An 18,855-nucleotide genomic window follows, 5' to 3' on the forward strand; every position below is an offset into this window, starting at 1 on the left:
CGCCGTTGCGCTCCCGCCCTGGGCCGGACTCGAGCAGTGATGGCGCGCCCTGCGGCGCATGATGCTCAGCCTGGGCTGGATCGGCGACATCGCTTGTGCCGCCCTCGTCCTCAACGAAATCCAGGCAGTGGACATGGACACGTGTACACTGTCAACGCACACTCTTGATTGATGGAGTCGTAGGACCCGTGTACGGTGACGTGCATGGCAGACCATCCCGCCCCGCCAGTCGGTGGACCGCTTGTCACCGGCTCCGAGATCGCCCGGCTCGCTGGCGTCACACGTGCCGCAGTCTCCAACTGGAGGCGGCGGTACGAGGACTTTCCCGCGCCCGCAGGCGGGGGTGCGAGCAGTCCGCTGTTCGACCTGGCCGAGGTGCAGGCGTGGCTGGACAAGCAGCGCAAGGGCCAGGATGTCTCGGTGGAGGTGCAGCTGTGGCAGGCCCTGCGAGCGGCTTACGGCGACGAGATGATCGGCGGGCTCGCCGATGTCGCCCAGCTCTTCGCCGGTGCCGAGGGCGAGGCCCCCGAAGCTCTGCCGACGGACGCCGTTCGACTGGCGTGGCAGCTCGGCGACAGTGGTTCACCCGGTGACGTGGTGAGCGCGCTCACCGAGCGCTTCACCGACTCGGTGCGCCGGGCCGGGTCCGACCAGGTCACATCACCGCGCATCGTCCGTGCCGTGCGGCACTTCGCCGGTGAGGTGCCCGCTGATGCGACCCTCTTCGACCCGGCGTGCGGTATCGGAACGCTCCTGTTGACCGTCGGATCCGAGCTCGGGCCGAAGCGCTATGGTCAGGAGGCCGACGCCCGCAGTGCTCGATTCGCACAGCTGCGAGCCGATCTCACGGGACGCACCGGCGTCGACATCCTCACCGGAGATTCCCTGCGCGACGACCACTGGCCGGACCTCAAGGCCGATCTCGTCGTCTGCGATCCGCCCGTCGGTGCCACCGACTGGGGGCGCGAGGACCTGCTTCTCGACCCCCGGTGGGAGCTCGGCACACCCTCGCGTGCCGAAGGCGAACTCGCCTGGCTGCAGCACGCCTACGCGCACACTGCGCCGGGCGGGCGCGTCCTCATGGTCATGCCCGCATCGGTCGCCTACCGCAAGGCCGGCCGCCGTATCCGGGCCGAGCTCGTGCGGCGCGGCATTCTCACGGACATCATCGCCCTCCCACCCGGCAGCGCTGCGTCGCACGCGCTCCCCGTGCACCTCTGGCATCTGCGTCGCCCGCAGTCCCCGGATCATGCCGTCGCCAGGGTGCGCATGGTCGACCTTACGGCGAACGATCCGGACGGTCCGCTGGAGCCAGGGCCCGACCAGACGGCGGACGTACCCCTGATCGAACTCCTCGACGACGCCGTGGATCTCACTCCCGGCCGTCACGTCGAGGAGTCCCACCGCGACTACGCGACCGAGTACCGGGCTCTGCGGCAGGAGTTGACCGAGCAGGTGCGGCTGCTGGCCGACCTGCTGCCGACCTTGATGGGGGGCGTCGGCCCCAGCTCCTTGGAGGGGCCGTCCGTCAGTGTCTCCGACCTCGCGCGTGCCGGGCTGGTCGAGTACGGCGATCCGGAGCCGATCTCGGTGAGCGATCAGCTCGACACCGATTATCTCCAGGGTTTTCTGCGCAGCGCGGCGAACACCCGCCGGTCCACAAGCGCCAGTGGCACTTACCGGCTCGACGGCAAGGGGGCCCGCATCCCGCAGATGGACATCGCCGAGCAGCGCCGGTACGGGGCGGCGTTCCGCGCACTGCAGGAGTTCGAGGATCGGGCGCGGAAGGTGACCGAACTCAGCAAACAGGCGGCGGCGCTGGCACGGGACGGGCTCGGCAACGGGGCGCTCACACCAGGAGATTGACGAGCAGTCACGTCATCCGGACTGTACGTCACTTCGCCTGCGGAACGAATGGACTGGCCGATCCGCTCCACGACACCGCCAGCGCCTCCCGCGCCCGTGTGCACGCCACGAACAGCAGGCACCGCTCCCGGAGCAGATCCGAGTCCTGCTGCAGCGCGTCCACGGAGGCCGGCGTCACTTCGCGGGCGAAGGGAAGCGCGCTCGCCGTCGCTCCGAGGACGGCGACGCAGCGGAACTCCAGCCCCTTCATGGCGTGCATGGTGGCCAGTCGCACGCCCTCAGCATCCGACCCCGGATTGTGTCTGACCCGGACCACCGGCACCCGGGCCGCGGCCAGCTTGTCGTACGCCTTGTCGAGCAGCACGTTGAAGCGGGCGCACACGCCGATCTCCGAGGGTCGGATGCCCTGCGCGATCCAGCCCTCGACGCGCTCGACGAGCGCCGCGATCTCCACCTGCTCCGAGCCGTACCCGTTCACGTGCGGTCTGCGGCCGTGCAGGAGCGACCGGTAGCCCGCCAGGGTGTCGCTGCCGTCGCCGCCCAGGTCGCCGACCGACACCGGGCTGAGGATCCCCGTCGACCAGGCGAGGATCTCCTCCGTACTGCGGTAGTTGATGCGCAGGCGGTGTGTGCGCCCGGCCACCGAGATGCCGAGCGAACCGAGTGAGACCTTCGAGTCGTAGATGCGCTGGTGCGGGTCGCCGGTGATGAACAGGTCGTCGCTGCCGGGCGCCACCGCGCCGCGCAGGACGCGCCACTGGGCCGGGTGCAGGTCCTGTGCCTCGTCGACCACGACGTGGTCGTGCGTGGGTGAGGAAGCGGCCAGGAGCTCGGCCGCACGGGCGCACACCTTGAGGTGAGTGGTGACCTTCTGGTCGCGCAGCATGGACTCGAACAGCTCGACGGCCGGCCACAGCTGCTCCCGCCTGGTCGGTGACAGTGCGCTGCCGCGACCGCGCCGGGAGACCGCGCGGTAGTCGTCCAGGGTGCGCAGGTCCTGGGCGAGGACGACGTGGCGGTACTCCTGGGCCAGGAACTGCTCCGTCCATGGCAGGCCGAGCTTCTTGACGGCCCGCTGCCACACCTGCCGCTCCTCCCGGTCGCCGATCGGGGAGGGCGCCCGGCCGTCGAGGCGGGTCACGATGCCGTGCGCGTAGGCGTTGACCGTGGTCACCTCGACGCGGGTGAGCAGCGACTCGTCGTCGTCCAGGAGGACGGTCAGGTTTTCCCGCAACGACGCGGCCAGGGCGTTGGTGAACGTGGTGAGCAGCACGCGGGCGTCCGAGGAGCGGGTGAGCAGGTGCTTGACCCTGTGCAGTGCCGCGACCGTCTTGCCGGTCCCCGGGCCGCCGGTGACCTGCACCGGGCCGCCGTACGACACCCGGTAGGCGACGCGGCGCTGTGAGGGGTGCAGGAACACGCGCCAGGCCGCGAACGGCTTCTCCAGGATGTCGGCGAGCTCCTGCGGGCCGGTGACCAGGGTGATGCGGCTCCTGGTGTTGGCGATGACGACGGCCAGGCTCTCGTCGGGGTCGGGCCCCGCGTCGACGGGCCGCCGGACGGCGACCACGTCCCGGTACACCTCTTCGGGGCTGAACCCCTCGGCCAGGTACTGCAGTACCTCGCACTGGTCCTCCGGCAGCAGCGTCTCGAAGGCCCGCAGCTGTGCCTTGTCGACGATGGTCCGCACGGCCCTGAGCACCTGGTCGTCGATGCCGAGTTCGCGCAGCACCGTGTCCGAGTACTTCGCGAAGAGCAGCGAGTCGGCGGCCGCGGCGGCCTTCTCCAGGGCCGGGGTCAGCTGCTCGATCGCCGCGACGTTGCGGACCTCCAGCGCCCGGGTCGCGGAGTTCGTCGTGTACAGGCGCTTCGCGGCCCAGGTGTAGGCGTCGTCGTGGGGGACGACGTTGACGAGCAGGAAGACGTCACTGCCGTCGTCCGGGGCGAGAACCACGCCCCGCCAGAAGTCGTTGATACGGATGGTCCGCATGCGCGATTCGCGCGCGTTCTCCACGGACTCCAGGTGCAGCCCCTTGTCCGCCTGCAGTTCGGGCACGGTGAGCTGCTGGAACTTCTGCATCGCCTTGCGCACGCCGGCTTTGACGGGCCGCTCCAGGACGTCGTAGCTCTCCCAGAAGCTGTTGGCGAACGCGAGCTGCGGCACGAGGCGCACTCCCCACCCTGAACGGACACTCAGCGGTCGATCATACGCACGGGGTGCTCACCAGCCGGACGGCCACCTTCTCCACGTCCGAGAGCAGCCCGGAGGGTTCCTGGCCGAGGTCGAGGGCGTGCTGGTGGATGACGATGCCCGCGTGTCGCACCGTGTGGGCCGCGTGCGGCGCGTTGCCCTTGGCGTACACCAGGTGGCCTTCGCGCAGGCCCAGGGCGGTGCAGTACGCGAGCATCTGGTAGAGGTCGGCGTCCGGAAAACCGTCCCGCTTCTCGGCCTTGTACTTGGCGTCCACCACGGCGCACGGGGCGCCGTTCGGCCCGTAGAGCACGAAATCGGGCTTCATGCGGATCGCGGCCGCCTCGTCGAGGTGATGCGGATCCTGGAGCCGCGCCGAGTGCCCGAGGCCACGGCATGCCTCCCGCAGTGCCATCGTCAAGAAGTCCTCGAAGAGCCTGTTCATGTCGAACAGGAACCCGTCGACGCGCAGCCCGCCGGGCGCGTGCTCGACGGAGGCGTTCTCCAGGACGGCACGGGCGAGATGCAGGGCGTGCTGGTAGCGCGAGTTGAGCCGGTTCGGCTGCCAGGCAGGCAGCGGCCGGCCGCGCACGATCACCGTGACATCGGCCAGGCGGGCACGCTGGTGAAGCAGTCCGCGACGCACATCGTGGGAGACGCCGGGCAGCCGCAGGAGGCGCTCGACGGCAGCGCGCAGCAGGCGGTTCTCCGCGATGTCGGTGGTGAACTCGTCGTACTCCACCTCCACCGGCAGCGTCGCTCCGAACCGCCGCCGTATCTGCTCGGCTTCCCGGACACGGCCCCGGACGACCAGGGACGTCTCCTCTGTCACCCGGTACCGTGCCCGGTCTGCCGCGCAGGGCCGCGAGCAGGGCGGTGACCTCCAACAACCGGGTGTGGATCTCAGCCGGGGCCGGAGGCAGTTCGTACGTGCGGTAGTGGCATGCCGCGCTGAGCGCCGACCAGGTGGTGCGGCACCGGCGGGCGGTGTCGTGGCCCGCATACCACTCCAGGCACAGCATCCGGTGCTTGCCGATCCGCGTCATCGACGGAGTGACCCGCTGCCAGTAGGCGTCCAGGGCCTGGTCGAGCGCCATGCGGAGCAGGACCGCGGCGGCACGGGCGCGCAGGCCGGGGACCAGAGTGGTCACGGTGCCGGGCTCGGGCAGCAGGAGACGGCCGGCGGCGGTCACGAGGGTCTCCGGGGACGCGCTCATCGGGCACCGCCGGCGCTCTGAGTCCCCGTGCTGCTCCGGATCGCCGCCGCGAGCGTCTTGGTCCGGCGGACGAGAACCTTGCGGTCCTCGACGGTCGGCAGGGGCGTGTGGGCACCCGAGTTGAAGGCCTCGATCAGCGTCCAGCCCCCAGGACAGATCCGCTCGACAGCCGCACGGGCGCGCTGTTGCTCGTCCCCGAGCAAGGCGAGGGACACATAGGACTTGGTGCGCTCAAGGGACTCCACGCGCTCCTCGACAGCCCGCAGCCCGAGTCCCTTCTCGTCGCGGAGCCTGCGCCGAGCGGTCTCCAGGCAGGCGGCTTCCACCGCCACCCTGCACATGGCGGGCAGCACGTGATCGGCCACGTCCTGCGGCAGGTTGGGGTCCAGGGAGACGGCCCGCGCCTCCGCGAGAGCCTGTTCCACCGGGTCGGTGAGCGTCTCCACGCCCACCACCGAGTCGGTCTGGCGGCTCACGCGCAGGACGGTCGCACTGATGCCGAGGTGTGCGACGGCCTGCTGGAGCCGGGTGTCGTGGGTGAAGACGATCACCTGCCTGCCCTGGGCGCACGCGTCGAGCACCCGGGCCAGCCCTTCGACCTTCTCGGGGTCCATCGACTGCACGGGGTCGTCGATGACGAGGAACCCGAACGGACTGTCCGCGTGCGTGGCACGCGGCAGGAAGAGCGAGAGCGCGAGCGAGTGCAGTTCGCCCTGGCTCATCACGCTGTAGGCGGGGGCGGACATGTCGTCCACGGAAACGTCGAGCTCGACCTTGCCGCGACCGGGAGTGCCCGCGAGGGTGACGGATCCGAGCGTGACGCTGCTGTGCTCGCACAACTTCTGCCACACCTCCTGGGACCGCCGGGCGAACGGGCGCAGCCGCTCGTCGCGCAGCTCGTCGATGATCGGCCGCAGCCAGGTGCGGGCTTTGAGGGCGTGCTTGCGCCGCTCGCGCGCGGCCTCGGCCGCCTCCTCCGCGCCGAGCCACTCGGCGAGCCGCACGGAGAACGGCTGCCAGGCACCGTCGTGCTCGGCGAGTCGCCCGGCGGCCTCCTCCCGCACCTGTCGGCAGGCGTCATCCAGAGCGGTCGCGGCACGCTCGACGCGGTCCGCCAGCTCCCTGGGGTGGGTGACGTCCCGGCACTGGGACCACTCCTGCCACACCGCCGTGAGCGGGGAGGTCTCGCCGCGCAGCCACACCGGAACCGGCTGTACGAGGTCGTGCGCCGCCCGCACGGCGACCGCCACTCCCTGCCGGGCGGCCTCGGCGCCGGCGGCCTCCGTCTGGAGCCGCTCCACCTCCGCCCGCGCCTGCTCGGCCCACGCCCGGTCCAGCCGGTTCTCGGCGCCGCAGACCGGGCAGTCCGTGTTCCGCGAGCGCCGCTGGTGCTCGATCGCCGCCTCCAGCAACCGGGCCAGGCGGCGGGCCTCCTCGGCACTGCCGTACCGAGCCTCCTCGGCACCGGCGGCGGCCTCCCGCAGCCGGACGACAGCCCCGCCGACCTCCGCCAGATCCGGCCCGGCGAGGCTCGCGTGCTGTCGCAGCCGTGCCAGCTCGGCCTCGGCGGCCGGGGTACGGCTCTCCAGCAGCGCCCTTACCCGGCCGAGGTCGCGCTTGGCTCCCGACAGCGCCTGCGCGGCCTCGCGGGCCCTGGGCTCGTCGAGCGTGCCCAGCGCGTCGAGGAGCTGCGCGGTGAGCGCGTCCGAGTGATCGATCGTCTGCTTGCACTCGCTCGCGGCGTCCTTGACCCGGCCGTCGAACTCGGCGAGCAGTTCGAGCCCGAGGAGCTTGAAGAACGCGTCGTGCAGGCCGCCGAGCGTGCCGTTGATCATCGAACCGAGTTCGCTGTACGGCAGGAAGGGCCGGGCGAGGTCCAGCGCTTCGGCGTCGACGACCTCCTCCAGCTTCCGCTCCGCGCCGTCCGGTCCCTCGACCTTGGTACGCGCCTCATCGACCTTGAGCCCGTGCCAGGTCCGCCGCAGGGTGACCGCCTCGCCCCGCTCGCCGACGGCCAGCTCGACGCAGACCTCAGGGGTGACGTCGGGACTGTGCAGGTTGCGCCAGCCCTTCTGCCAGTCCGTGGCCCGCCGCCCGTCCCACCGGGAGTTGCGGCCCGTCAGTGCGGTCTCGGCGGCTTCGGCGAAGCTCGACTTGCCGGAGCCGTTGGGACCCGCGACGACGACCAGGCCGGGCCCGGGCGGCAGCTCGAGGGTGGTCCGCGGACCGATGCCGCGCCAGCCGGCGGCGGTGATGGACCGGAGCTGCACGGGCCCGGCTCGCCCTCCGCTGCTCCTGACCGGCTCGTCGGGGACCAGCTCACGCAGCAGCTCCCGCACCTGAGGTGCGAGGTCGGAGTGGCACAGGCGGTCGAGGAGGAGATCGCGCAGGGACGCAGGAGGCTGATCGGTCATGGTCGGTTCCCGTTGTCGGGCGCGGCAGAAGAGGCCACGCGGACTGCTGGTGCGCCTTGTTGGCAATTCGAGCATGGCGATAGCGTGTTAGCACTGTCAACATGTTTGCGTGATTCCAAGTATTCGAATTTGTGTACGCCCTGGAGGTGTCGGGCTGGTCGAGCAAGCCCGCCAAGGTGACCGCATGCCGTCCGCGCACCTGCTGATCATCGGAGACTGCGCCGCACTGAGCCGGTTGGTCACCGAGCAGCGGATGGCGTTTCCGGCAGCCAAGGCGGCGCGCGCGTTGGGGGAGGGTGACGAGGTCTTGCTCTACACCATGCGCGGCTGCTTCCGGAGTCCGACGCGGGACCTGGGACGGGTCATCGGCCGGGCGACGATCGCGAGTCCCGTGCGCGTCCTGGACGAGCCGATCCTCTTCAACGAGCGCTCCTACCCCGAGGGCTGCCGCCGATGCTCGCGATGCTGTACCCGGGCGTCGACACCAGGGACCACTTCCACGAGGACCACATCTTCCCGCGCAGCCTCCTGCGGTCACGGAGTCTGCCCTGCCGGGGTAGCGGATGCCGTGGGCCTGCCTCGGAGGTCGCGGAATAGCTTCTACGGGAGGACGCGGCCTACCAGGGGTTCCTGGTCCTGCCTGGCCGGGTCGGTGTCGGGCAACCGGGCTGCGCGGGCCCGTGAAGCCCGAAGCACACGGAGCCAGAGGGATCCGGGGCCGCACAGCACCGGATCCCTGTCTACTGACGGGGTGCGCGCAAGTCGATCGGTGTCCGGTTGCGTACCCCGTCCAGGACCGTGTGATCGAGGGACGGGCGGGGCCGGGGCGCCGCCGCGGTCAGGGTGATGGTGCCGCGGTCGCTCAGCGCGGTCTGCCACTCGCTCGGGCGGGGCCGGGTTCCGCGCTCGCCCGCGGCCTGGGCGAAGAGCCTTCCCGCTGCGGCGACCTGACGCTCGTTGAGACAACCGGCGACGGGCCGCAGCTCCTGGTTCGGCCTGAGGTACGGCTCCTGCGCGAGAATGCGCCCCGCGGTGAGGGCGGTCTTGTACGCGTCCGTGTCGACGCTCGCCTCGATGGACGGCGCGAGCGGGTCGTTCCAGTCGGGAGTGGCGGCCTGGGCCTGGACGGCGTCACGCCCCACCCGGCGGAAGCCGTCACAGTCCAGGAAGTGGACGGCGGGTTCGGGCGTGAGGGACCACAGGACGTTGGCCTGCGAGATGTCCCCGATCACCACTCCGGCGCCGTGGAACCAGCTGATGGCCTCGACGCAGGCCAACGCGAGAGCCCGGCGCTGCTCAGCAGTCGGCTGCGACACTTCCTGCCAGGCCACTTTCGGAGGCCTGATCAGGTACTGCAACTCCAGGAGCTTCATCGTCCCGGTCGCGGTGCGCCACGTCATAGGAGACGGGGCACGCCGCATGAGGAAACCGAGCGTCCGGCCGCCCTCGACCACACGGCACAGGGGCCAGGCGGCGAGCGTGTCGAAGCGGCCCCGCTCGGCCTGGCCGAGCCCCTGCCGGAACGCGACCAGATCCGCGAGCGCACGGCCATTGACCTTGGACGGGTCCTTGTACTCCTTGTAGAGCAGCGATCCGTCGCCGACGGCATGTACCTCACCCTGACCGCCGCTGCCGGCCCGGTCCCCCAGCGTGAGCGACGAGCGGGTGACGTCGGCGCCGTCCTCCGCGCTCATGCCTGCTCCTCCCACACACAGATGACGGTCCGGTCGTCGTCGTAGGACTTGGCCCGTGTCTGCGCCTGCCACAGGAAGTCGGACAAAGAGGGGACCTCGGGCCCGCCCCACGCGTTGGCGAGACGGCGCGCGAACTCGGGGTCCTTCTGGGTGAGAGGGTTGGTGATGCCGTCGGTGCCCAGCAGAAGAACCTCCCCCGGCACGGTGCGCAGCAAAGTGGCCTTGACGCTGCGGTAGGCGTGCGGGAGAGCCTCGGTGCGGGTGTCGAGAAGTTCCCCGCCGCCGTCCGGGTCCCCGTGTTCCCAGCGGCCCTCACGCAGCACGAACAGGCCGCCGTCACCCACGCTGCACAGAACACGGTCGCGGATGCGCGCGTCAGTGGGGATCAGGAGGACGTGCAGCGTGGTGGCGTAGTCCTGGTCGGCGTAGGGACGGGGCTGGTGCTGTGCGGCACGCGCCCACCCGGAGCGCAGTTCGGCGGCCGCGCCGGCGACCGCCTTGGTGGCCAGGACGCGAAGCTCGTCCTCGTCGCGAGCGTACAGTGCCGCGTGGATGCCCTCGGCCTCCCGGTCCAGGTAGACGGCTGCCAGGCGCGAGAACTGGTAGGAGCCCACATGCGAGTACAGCGCCGAGCCCACGCCGTCGGCGACCGCCAGCAGAAGCAGCTCCGCCTCCGGCGGACCGATCCGCGTCACCGCCATGGCGTCCTGGCGGCAGCTGCCCTCCCAGTTGTGGGAATCGCCACGCACAGAAGCGGCACGCACGGTCAACCGCCCGATTTGGGCCCCGTCCAACAGGACCACGGGGGAGAAGGGGGCGAATGCGTCCGCGTCCCGCATGGAGGGTCGTCCCAGGGGGTGGGGCGGATAGCTGGGAGGGTGGTGACCGACGTGCACCGGAACTCCTCGCAGGGGCTCGGTCTCGGGCTCCGCGAACGGCACGGGACCCTCGGACGCCTGAGGGTCCGGCGGTAGCGTCGGCGCGGCGGCTTCAGGGGCCCGAGTGATCGTCTCGTGTGCTATGACCCCGTACGGCAGGCCCGCGATGTGCGCGTCGAGGCCGTCGGGATCGGTGGCCTCGCCCATGCGGCGGTGGTCATGCCCCGGATCGTCGTAGGCGCCGCGGGATTCGTCGTAGTTCATCGGGCCGCTCACAGCTTGTCCAGGGAGAGGCTGGTGAAGCCAGGCACCTGCTCGTCGACCTGCAGCTGGAACCCGTCCCCGCCCTGTGCGGCCATACTGGTCGCCGAACTCACGATGGACCGGGTGAGGCTCGAGGCGAACTCGCGGAGTGCGACGGCCGGCGTGATGGACGGCTCCTGCTGTATGAACGCCTTGAAGTTGGCCACCTCGGTGATGATCGCGGCGTCGGCGTCGCTGATCCCGAAAGCGATGATCTTCGGGGCGTAGCGGAACCCGTTCAGCTCCTTGAGCGCGGTGCGCCAGCCGTCGTCCGTGGGGATGCCGTCGGACAGGAAGAACACCACGGGCCGGTACACGTCGTGGCCCTCCGCCTTCAACGCCGTGACGTCCTTCTCGATGGTGTCCTTCAGCAGACTGAAGGCGGCTCCGAAGGAGGTCACCCCGCCCGCGGACAGAGACGGCAGCTGTGTCAGCTCGCTCAGGTCCGCGAGCGGCTGCAGCACGGACGCCTGAGTGGAGAACCCGATCAGGGCGAACCGGGTCTTGTCCGCGACACTCGGATTGGTGCTGATCTCGTGGTGCAGGTCGGGCAGGCCCGAGTTGATGGCGTCCACGCCGGTTCCCGCCATGGAACCGGACTCATCGCACACCATGTAGAAGGGCAGGATCTGCATGAGCTCTCCTGAGCGTAGGCGTAGGTGACGGCTCAGCCGTCAACGGGTGTAGAAGTAGATCTCCAGGTCGGCCGAACTCGCCGAACCGCCGTTCCAGAAGTCCCGCGTCGTCGCGTCGGTGAACATGTCCGGACGCGCCTTGCGCAGCGACGTGTTGATCTCGCGCGCGTACGCCTGACCGTCACCGGGCTCGGGGGCCTGGCCGAAGGTCAGCACGAAGGCGGCGGCGCGGCCCTCGTAGCGGGCGGTGGCGGCCCGGAGTTGCTTCACCATCCTTGCCGTGTCACCCACCGTCGCCGTCACATGGACCTTCACCGGCTTGCGTTCGACCGACCGGGGACCCGGCGGAGTCGGACTCGGTTCGGGCGACGGCTCGGCGTCGGGGGACGCGGCGGACGGGGAAGGCCGCGTGGCGGGGTGCGCGGCCAGCGGATCGCCCCGGTCTCCCATGGACACGAGGGCGAGTACGACCAGCATGTCGGCGAAGAGCCACCCGGCGAGATGCATCGGAGTGAAGCGGAACCTCCTTCTCACCGGGCTCACCGTCCGGATCCGATCCCGGCCCGCAGCTCCTTCGCCTGCCGTAGCTCGTCCTCGGCCCGCTTCTGGGCCGCCTCGGCTCCCGCCCGCGCCGCCTCTGCCTCGACCCGCGCCGCCTCGGTCTCGGCGCGGGCCGTCTCGGTCTCGCGCAGGGCCCGCACCAGGGCGTCGGTGACACCGGTGAAACGGTCGGCCGCTTCGTGCAGGGCGAGGCTGCGGGCCTCGATGCCGAGCAGCGCCTCGCGGGAGACCTCCGCGGCCTCACCGGTGCGTTCGGCCACCGCACCGAGGTCGTTGAGCAGCCGGCCGTTGACATCTGCGACGACCTCGATGCCGGTGGTGAACCCGCGCTGCGAGGCGGCCAGTACCGTCAGGGAGTCCTCGACCTGCTGAGCCGCGTCCGTCAGCGCCTCGTGGACGCTGGTGCCGTTGGCGCCGACCGCGGTCTCCAGCCGGTCCGCGGTACGGGCGAGGAGATCGCGCATCGCGTCACCGGCCGCCCGTAGCTCTTCCGCCGCCTTGTCGAGCACACTGGTCTGTCCGTTGACCGCGTCGGCCAGCCGCCGGCCCGCCTGCGTCACCGGATCGTCCAAGCCCTGTACGGCGGTCTGGATGGCCGTCCCGCTGTCCCGTACGGTCTCCTCGATCCGCAGCACCACCTGCTCGATCGGCCGCACGTACGCCTCCGCCTGGGCAAGACGTTGCTCCGCCTTGTCCATGGCCTCACCCACCACCTGGGCGGCCTGGGTGAGTTTCTCCTGCGTGGTGATGGCCTTGGTCTGCATGCGCTGGAGCCGGCCGGCCGCCGAGTTGAGCTCTGCCGCGAAGCGTTGCGGGGAGGCGAACCGGTGTTCGTTGAGCGAGAGCTGTGCCCTGGTGAGGACCGGGACCAGGCGGGCAAGGGCCGCACGGGTGCGTCCGCGAGCCTCCTCCGCACGGCGTTCGGCCGCGGTACGCCGGTAGCCGTGCACGGCGGTGAGAACGAACAGCATCGCCAGGGTCAGGCACCCGCCCACGGCGACGTGTCCGAACCGGAAGACCTCTCCCAGGTGTCCGTCGAAACCGGACTGCCAGAGCTGCAGGAACGGCCGGCCCGCAGCCTTGGGGTCGTCGCCCGTGAGCGCCCCGTACGCACTGGACGCCTGCCACAGGCCGAACCAGGTGAAAAGCAGCGGCAGGAAGACCAGGGCTCCGAGAACCCAGTCCAGCACGGAGTCGAACCGTGCGCCCCGGCCTTCCACCACGGGCTCGGCGACGCTCTCGGGCCGGGCGAAATGCCCCATCAGGTCGAGATCGACCCATGCGTCGAGGGCCTGCGTGTCGGTGGAGCCGAGGGCCTGTGCCAGCGCGCGCAGCTCCTCGGCGCGCGGTGCGAGCGCAGGATCCTGCGCCAGGTCCTCGAGGTGACGTGCCGTCACCCCTTTGTCGAGTTGTATCCCCGCGAACATTCCCACCCCTGCCCGGTGACGCCGGGACGTTCTTGCGTATCCAAGTGCGGCGATGGTCGGGCCGGGATCAGCGGCGCGTGCCCCCTGCCGCGCAGAACGAACTGATGGAGACTCTCACATCTTCTTCACCAGTCGCGCCATAATAGACGACGATCTCATCGGCGGACGGCGTGGCATGAAGCGGTCATGTGGAGCGCTGAACCAGGGGGGCTTCCTTGAGCGGTGACGGCAGGCGACGGGGTGTCATCCAGTTGACCGGAGGCGGGGCTCCCGCCGAGTCCGAGAGGCGGACGGCGCGGGAGCCGGTGCCGCGCACGGTGGATCTCACCCGGCGGACACCACGCGCCGAGATCGCGGGGCGGGGTGTCCTCCAGGTCAACCTCAACTGGTCGGTCGCCTCCGAGGCCGATCTCGATCTGGGCTGCATGGTTCTCACCTGCGACGGCATGGGCACCGCCGTGCAGCCTCTCGGAGCGGCGTTCGGTGATCTCGACACCTGGCCCTACGTCAGCCTCGACCAGGACGACCGGACCGGCGAGACCTCCGACGGGGAGACGCTGCGCGTCAGTCTTGAGCACCGGCGCCAGTTCACCAAGCTCCTTGTCTACGTGTACATCTACGAGGGTGCGGCCGATTTCCGGACACTCGGAGGCATCGTCACCATCAGTGCGCAGAGTGGCACCTGGCGGATCCACCTCGACGACTCCCCGGCCGGAGCGACCTCGTGCGCCATCGCCCTGCTGACGCCGGGGCGCGACACCTTCGACCTCCGGCGGGAGGTCCGCTGGTTCACCGCCCAGCCGTGGTCGTCGAACCAGCAGCTCATCGACCAGGCGTACGGTTTCGGCTTCGAGTGGGTACCGGGGGTCAAGCCCCTTTTGTGAGGGAGCGGTTCGCCTGCTGATGAGGGCGGCCATTTTCGAGTTCCGCCCAGACCGTCTTGAGGGGAGGGGCGGAGTTTCCCTTACCGCGGGGAGCCGAGCCTCCATTCCACCCCGACAGGAGCGGAGGTCGGGGGCGCGTACGTTGCGTCCACGATCGCTTCGGCTCGGCCTCCTCCTCCGGTCGGGCCGCCGGCGCGGGCACCGGGAGGTGGTCGCCGCGCGGGCGTCGGTGACCGCGATGCGGAGGGTGTCGGCCGCTGTGTCGAGGGTGAGGGCGAGGCGGAAGTCGCGGCCTTGCACCCTGCCGTGCAGAGAGGCGTTGGCGGCGAGTTCGGCGACGATCTGCTCCACGCGTTCGGTGACGGCGGGTGACACCTCCCAGGCGCGGCACTGTCGAGCATCCGAGCGAGGAGTGCGCCGCGGCGGGTGGAGGACAGCAGTTGCGTGAACGTCCGCTGGACGACGGGAACCTGGGGCGTGGTTGCGCTCATGGGAACCACGGTGACGGGCGCGCGGGGGCGCGTTCCATGAGTGAAATCCGTACGGTGTGTCATCGTACGGACACATTCCGTTGACGGTACGGGCGTCGGGCACTCAGGCCGGGCGCATGTCAGTTCGGGAAGTCGAGGCTCTCCTGACCAGGCCCGGGGGTGCGCCGGGACTTCCGCGGTGGCTTCGGTTCCTTGGTCGCGTAGGCAGGCACGGGCAGGATGCCCTCGTCCCGGAGGTCGTCGGTGGTGATGAGCGGGCCGCTGCTCACGGCGTCCAAGAGCCGGGCCTGTCGGGGCTCGAGGGCTACGAGGAGGCCGAGCGCGTTGATGAGGTCCAGCAGCTCAAGGGTCCACCGGGAAGGCCAGGTCGGAGGCAGGATGTCGTTCAACGGGGTCTGTCGCTCCACGTCCGGCTTGCGCTTGCGGAAGCTGAACCACTTGCGGATCACCTGCACCCCGCCGATCCGGTAGTCCCAGACTTCCGGCGCCACAGGACGTATGGAGCCGGTGCCCACCGTGAGGGTTCGCGTTGTCACGTCGTAGGAGATGCTGTCCGGCAGTCCGTCGTTTTCTCCGATTGCGACGATGCACCTCGGTTGCTCTGCCGGCGGGAGTCTCGGGGTCGTTCCGGGCGGGCTGTCGTGGTGGTGAGAGGCGAAACGCTGGCCGTACGTGTGGATCCACACGGTACGCCTGCCCACCTCCACTACCTCCGTCCACAAGGCCGGGTCACGCGTCAGGGGGATACGGGCGCCACGCTCGGCCAGGTTTGTGGCGAAGCGGCCGGTGTAGCCGCTGTGGCTGGCTATTCCCGCGATGTATGTGAAGAGGTCCTCGGCGGTAACCGTCACACCGTGCGTCTTGGTGAGCAGTTGCAGCAGTCCGGGGGTCACGTTCGGTTCCGCCCGGTGAGGGTGGCGGTAGAGGGGCGCGATACGACCGCCTTCCGTGCCCTTGAAGTGATGCATGTCGGGTAGGAGGGCGGTGAACCCCACCGCCGGGCCAGGGCGACCCGACTCTGTATGAAGCTCGGAGAGGTAGATCTGGAGTCGGTCGTTGTGGGCGAACCACAGGGCGGGTCGCGGAAAGTCGATCACTCTCCTGTCCGCAATGATGTACTGCCGGTCGAAGGTCATCCGGCCGTAGGGAACGATGACCGGCACCGTCTCCTTCTCCGCGGCGAGGCTGCCTCTTTCCTGCTGGCCGGGCAGTGGTGGTTCCGGCTTGTCCGGACGGCGGTCTCTGGTGGTTTTCAGCAGCGTCGCTTTGTCCGCTGCCGGAGCCTGGACGAGCCTGAGCCAGCGCCGTTCCAGAACGTCCCCGCTGGGTGAGACAGGCCAACTGCGGTTGTTCTTGTTGCCGGAGCTCGTCCAGGGCAGCAAGGCGTCCACTGGTGGCATGGCTGACCACTCGGAGTCGGACGGGACGTGAAAAGGCGCGGTCCACTGCGTGGGGCAGAGCTGCCAGGAGGTCCCGTTCCGGTGGCCCTCGACGCCGAGCCCTTCCAGCCAGCCGAACTTCTCCTCGCGCGTACCCGCCGGGACGTCGAGTCGCCACACCCGCGCCGGATTCCTCGCGTCCGGGGAACCCCGGCGGACGAAGACGGCGATGCAGACCTCGCGCTTCACGTCCTGGAAGACACGGGTGCGTGTGTCGGAGTAGGGGCCTTCGGGGGAGAGACCGATAACCCAGCCCTCGTCGGCCGCCTCGCGCAGGTAGTGACGCATGCCGGCCGCGCCCTCACTGTCCAGGTATCCGGAGTTGGTGATGAGAGCGACGACTCCGCTGGGCGCCTTCGGTGTGCCGGAAGCTGTCACCTGGTCGAAGACCTTCCAGGTGGACCACGCCCAGAAGTAGACGTAGAGGTTGTCGAGGGCATATCCGACACGCCCGTTGTCCTCGGGATGGAAACGGGCGAGGATCGGGCCCTGATCGTTCGGGTTGCCGTCGGTGACCCAGCGTCCGACGCCCGACTGTCGCGCACCCCGCAGATAGGGCGGATTGCCGATGACCACCATGACCTTCTCGTCCGCCTTGATCTTGTTCGCCAAACGGCGGTGGCGGGCGATCGCCTCGTACATCAAGCCCAGGTGGTGCTCGACGGAGGGATCGTCGAGTGTGTCGGCCACCAGAAGCCTCGGTGGGTGACCGGTGACATCAGTGTCATGGGACTGGAAGGCGTGGTGCACACGGAGTTCGGCCACCGCGTACGGCCCGGTCTGTTTCTCCAGACCGACGAGCCGAGTCGAGAGGTCCCGGAGAAGTCCGGACTTGAGCGTCTTGCCGTATTTCAATGACAAGTTCTTGGCGACGTGGTCGATGATGTTGATGAGGAAGGTTCCGGTGCCCATGGCCGGGTCGACCACGGTGACGTCCTCACTTCCGTACCCGTCCTCCTGGCCGAGCCGGTCCCGTAGCACCTCGTCGGTGAACCCGACCATGAAGCGGACGATCTCGCCGGGTGTGTAGTACGTCCCCGTCCGCCGTCGCAGTTCCGGGTCGTAGGCGCTTAGAAAGCCCTCGTACAGGTGGAGGTAGGCGTCTCCGGTCTCGTCCTTGAACATCTCGGGGTCGACGGCGGATATGACGTCGATCAACGTGTCGATGATCCCGCGCAGATCATCGAGGGCTTCGTCCGTCAGTACCGCCAGCGCCTTGCCCATCAGGGAGTGCCGTTTGCCAAATCGGATCGCGACATCGGGGAGGGAGAGCCTCTCCAGATCGATGCGCTCGAGGCGGGCCAGCAGGATGGCGAACGTCAGCGTCTGGCTGTAATGGTCCGCGAACTCCTCCGGACGAGCGTCGGGGAAGAGCAGATCCTTCCAGTTCCCGGCCAGGATCGAGAACGCCGCGTCGGCCTCTCCGTGTTCCTCGCGGGTGAGACGTTCGGTGACCTCGTCGCGCAGCAGGGCGCAGATTCCCGCGATGCGCTTGACCAGTTCGTCGATGCTGCCGTGGGTGAGGGGCGCCGGCGTGAAGAAGTGCGTAAGGGCACGCTCGAACCCGTCGTCCGCGACGACGAGTTGCCGACTTCCGGATTCCAGATCTCCGACGAGGGTCCCGGTAGGGCGGACTTGCACGCCGAAACGGTAGACCGCCCACTCATATCCATCGGTGTACAGCACGTTGTGGAGGGCCTTGATCTTCTCCCACTGCTTCCGGTCGTGGCTCCTCACCGACCACTTCTCCGGATCGACCCCCTTGCCCGGCTGCTTCAGCTCGACGTGCCCTATGGTCCTGCCGCCGCAGCTGATGGCGAAGTCCGGTCGAATCCCGAGTCTCTTGACGCGACTCTGACCGTGGGCGATGAGTTTGAGGCGTTGCCGCGAGGCCATGCCGCGCAGCAGGTGTTCCACCGGCGCGGTGAGGCTCTCCTCCTTGCTGCTGACCGCCCCGGCGGGACCTTGCAGCTTGGCCCGGACCTCCTGGCCGAACTGAGCGACGAGGTCTGCGACCGATCTAGTGGTGCCCTTCGCTGTCCAGACGTCCCCTCGTGACATCGGCCCCCCAAGGCTGCACCCACGCAGGTGATCAGACCCATACAGAATGCCCATGACACGGCAACTGGCAAACGCCGGACAACTGGGGCGAAGGGGTATGTGTGAAGCCTGATCAAGGTGTGACTGCTGACGGGTAGCGGTCCAGCGCGGTTTCAGCGCCGAGGACCGCGTCATCGGCCCACGGCTGACGGACGCGAGCGAGGAGGGCGGTCTCTTCGGTTTCCGATTCTGAGCTGGTCCGGCCAGCAGTAGCCCTGCCGCCGTATGCCATGCTGTGGCGGTTTCCGGAAGGGGAGGGTGAGATGACCGAGAAGTCGCTGACGCACAAGCAGGCGCTCGCCAAGGTGATCCCGGCACTGGGAGGCACCTGGGACACCGAACGTGCCGTACTGGCCCTACGAGTTGCCGGGTACCGACCGGCGGACGACGATGCCGCGGGCAAGGAGGCCCGCCGTAACCTCCGCGAGCTCGCCCAGGACGGTGTGATCGTGAGGCCGGATCCGGATCAGGCCGTGTACCGGCCGACGTAGTCGCCACCGCAGGGCTCCGGCACTGACCCGTCAAGGGACGGCGGGCTCCCGGAAGCCGTTCGTGGTGATGTGGGCGATGGCTGACGGGTGGCTGGTCAGCCACTCGCCGCACACCCGCCAGCGGGGTGTGGTGCCGTCGCTGAACTCGGGGCGCACCTCCGCGACGAGCTTGTGGTCGCAGTCGCCGCGCGAGGCCATGGAACAGATCGCATCGCCCTGTTGCTCAATGGCCGGTAGGACAACGCGGCTTCGCCGACTTCTCAC

The 18,855-nt window shown here is 69.5% G+C and carries 12 protein-coding genes and 1 pseudogene; 3 read left to right on the forward strand and 10 right to left on the reverse strand.

Annotated features, from left to right (window positions below; genetic code table 11):
- The first annotated feature begins 204 nt into the window (after positions 1–204).
- The gene (locus ABZS71_RS23130) at positions 205–1,866 is read left to right on the forward strand and encodes an N-6 DNA methylase (RefSeq protein ID WP_356213057.1); all 1,662 of its coding nucleotides are present in this window, start codon (positions 205–207) and stop codon (positions 1,864–1,866) included.
- 28 nt (positions 1,867–1,894) lie between these two features.
- On the opposite strand, the gene ABZS71_RS23135 is transcribed toward ABZS71_RS23130, so the two are convergent.
- From ABZS71_RS23135 to ABZS71_RS23170, 8 genes and pseudogenes are all read right to left on the reverse strand, one after another.
- A complete protein-coding gene (locus tag ABZS71_RS23135) occupies positions 1,895–4,030 on the reverse strand; it encodes a UvrD-helicase domain-containing protein (RefSeq protein WP_356213060.1) in 2,136 nt (711 codons plus the stop codon).
- 40 nt (positions 4,031–4,070) lie between these two features.
- Positions 4,071–4,895 (reverse strand): annotated as a pseudogene (locus ABZS71_RS23140) (restriction endonuclease); the annotation flags it as partial.
- Positions 4,896–5,270: 375 nt separating this feature from the next.
- Positions 5,271–7,688 carry an AAA family ATPase gene (locus ABZS71_RS23145; protein ID WP_356213063.1) on the reverse strand — a complete coding sequence of 806 codons (2,418 nt, stop codon included), beginning with the start codon at positions 7,686–7,688 and terminating at the stop codon, positions 5,271–5,273.
- Between the two features lie 740 nt (positions 7,689–8,428).
- Positions 8,429–9,382 (reverse strand): hypothetical protein, encoded by a 954-nt coding sequence (locus tag ABZS71_RS23150; RefSeq protein ID WP_356213066.1) that lies wholly within the window; start codon positions 9,380–9,382, stop codon positions 8,429–8,431.
- On the reverse strand, positions 9,379–10,524 hold the full coding sequence (locus ABZS71_RS23155) for a protein phosphatase 2C domain-containing protein (protein WP_356213069.1): 1,146 nt from the start codon (positions 10,522–10,524) through the stop codon (positions 9,379–9,381). The genes ABZS71_RS23150 and ABZS71_RS23155 overlap by 4 nt, the downstream gene beginning before the upstream one ends.
- 8 nt (positions 10,525–10,532) lie before the next feature.
- Positions 10,533–11,198, reverse strand: coding sequence for a VWA domain-containing protein (locus tag ABZS71_RS23160; protein ID WP_356213072.1), 666 nt, complete (start codon positions 11,196–11,198; stop codon positions 10,533–10,535).
- Between the two features lie 39 nt (positions 11,199–11,237).
- Entirely contained in the window at positions 11,238–11,705 is a 468-nt protein-coding gene (locus ABZS71_RS23165; protein ID WP_356213196.1) for a hypothetical protein, read from the reverse strand.
- A gap of 32 nt (positions 11,706–11,737) precedes the next feature.
- Complete coding sequence (locus ABZS71_RS23170; RefSeq protein WP_356213075.1) at positions 11,738–13,156, reverse strand: hypothetical protein; 1,419 nt, start codon at positions 13,154–13,156, stop codon at positions 11,738–11,740.
- Positions 13,157–13,491: 335 nt separating this feature from the next.
- Between ABZS71_RS23170 and ABZS71_RS23175 the strand changes: the two genes are divergently transcribed.
- Positions 13,492–14,070, forward strand: a complete 579-nt coding sequence (locus tag ABZS71_RS23175; RefSeq protein WP_356213078.1) for a tellurium resistance protein — start codon at positions 13,492–13,494, stop codon at positions 14,068–14,070.
- A 610-nt stretch (positions 14,071–14,680) separates the two neighbouring features.
- Here the strand turns inward: ABZS71_RS23175 and ABZS71_RS23180 are convergent.
- Positions 14,681–18,061: a type ISP restriction/modification enzyme gene (locus ABZS71_RS23180; RefSeq protein WP_356213081.1), complete on the reverse strand. Its 3,381-nt coding sequence runs from the start codon at positions 18,059–18,061 to the stop codon at positions 14,681–14,683.
- A 302-nt stretch (positions 18,062–18,363) separates the two neighbouring features.
- On the opposite strand from ABZS71_RS23180, the gene ABZS71_RS23185 reads away from it, so the two are divergent.
- Positions 18,364–18,591, forward strand: a complete 228-nt coding sequence (locus ABZS71_RS23185) for a hypothetical protein (RefSeq protein WP_356213084.1) — start codon at positions 18,364–18,366, stop codon at positions 18,589–18,591.
- A gap of 30 nt (positions 18,592–18,621) precedes the next feature.
- Here the strand turns inward: ABZS71_RS23185 and ABZS71_RS23190 are convergent, their stop codons facing one another.
- Positions 18,622–18,789 carry a hypothetical protein gene (locus ABZS71_RS23190; protein WP_356213087.1) on the reverse strand — a complete coding sequence of 56 codons (168 nt, stop codon included), beginning with the start codon at positions 18,787–18,789 and terminating at the stop codon, positions 18,622–18,624.
- Positions 18,790–18,855: the final 66 nt, after the last annotated feature.

Source organism: Streptomyces sp. NPDC005393, assembly GCF_040606675.1.
Taxonomy (GTDB): Bacteria; Actinomycetota; Actinomycetes; order Streptomycetales; family Streptomycetaceae; genus Streptomyces.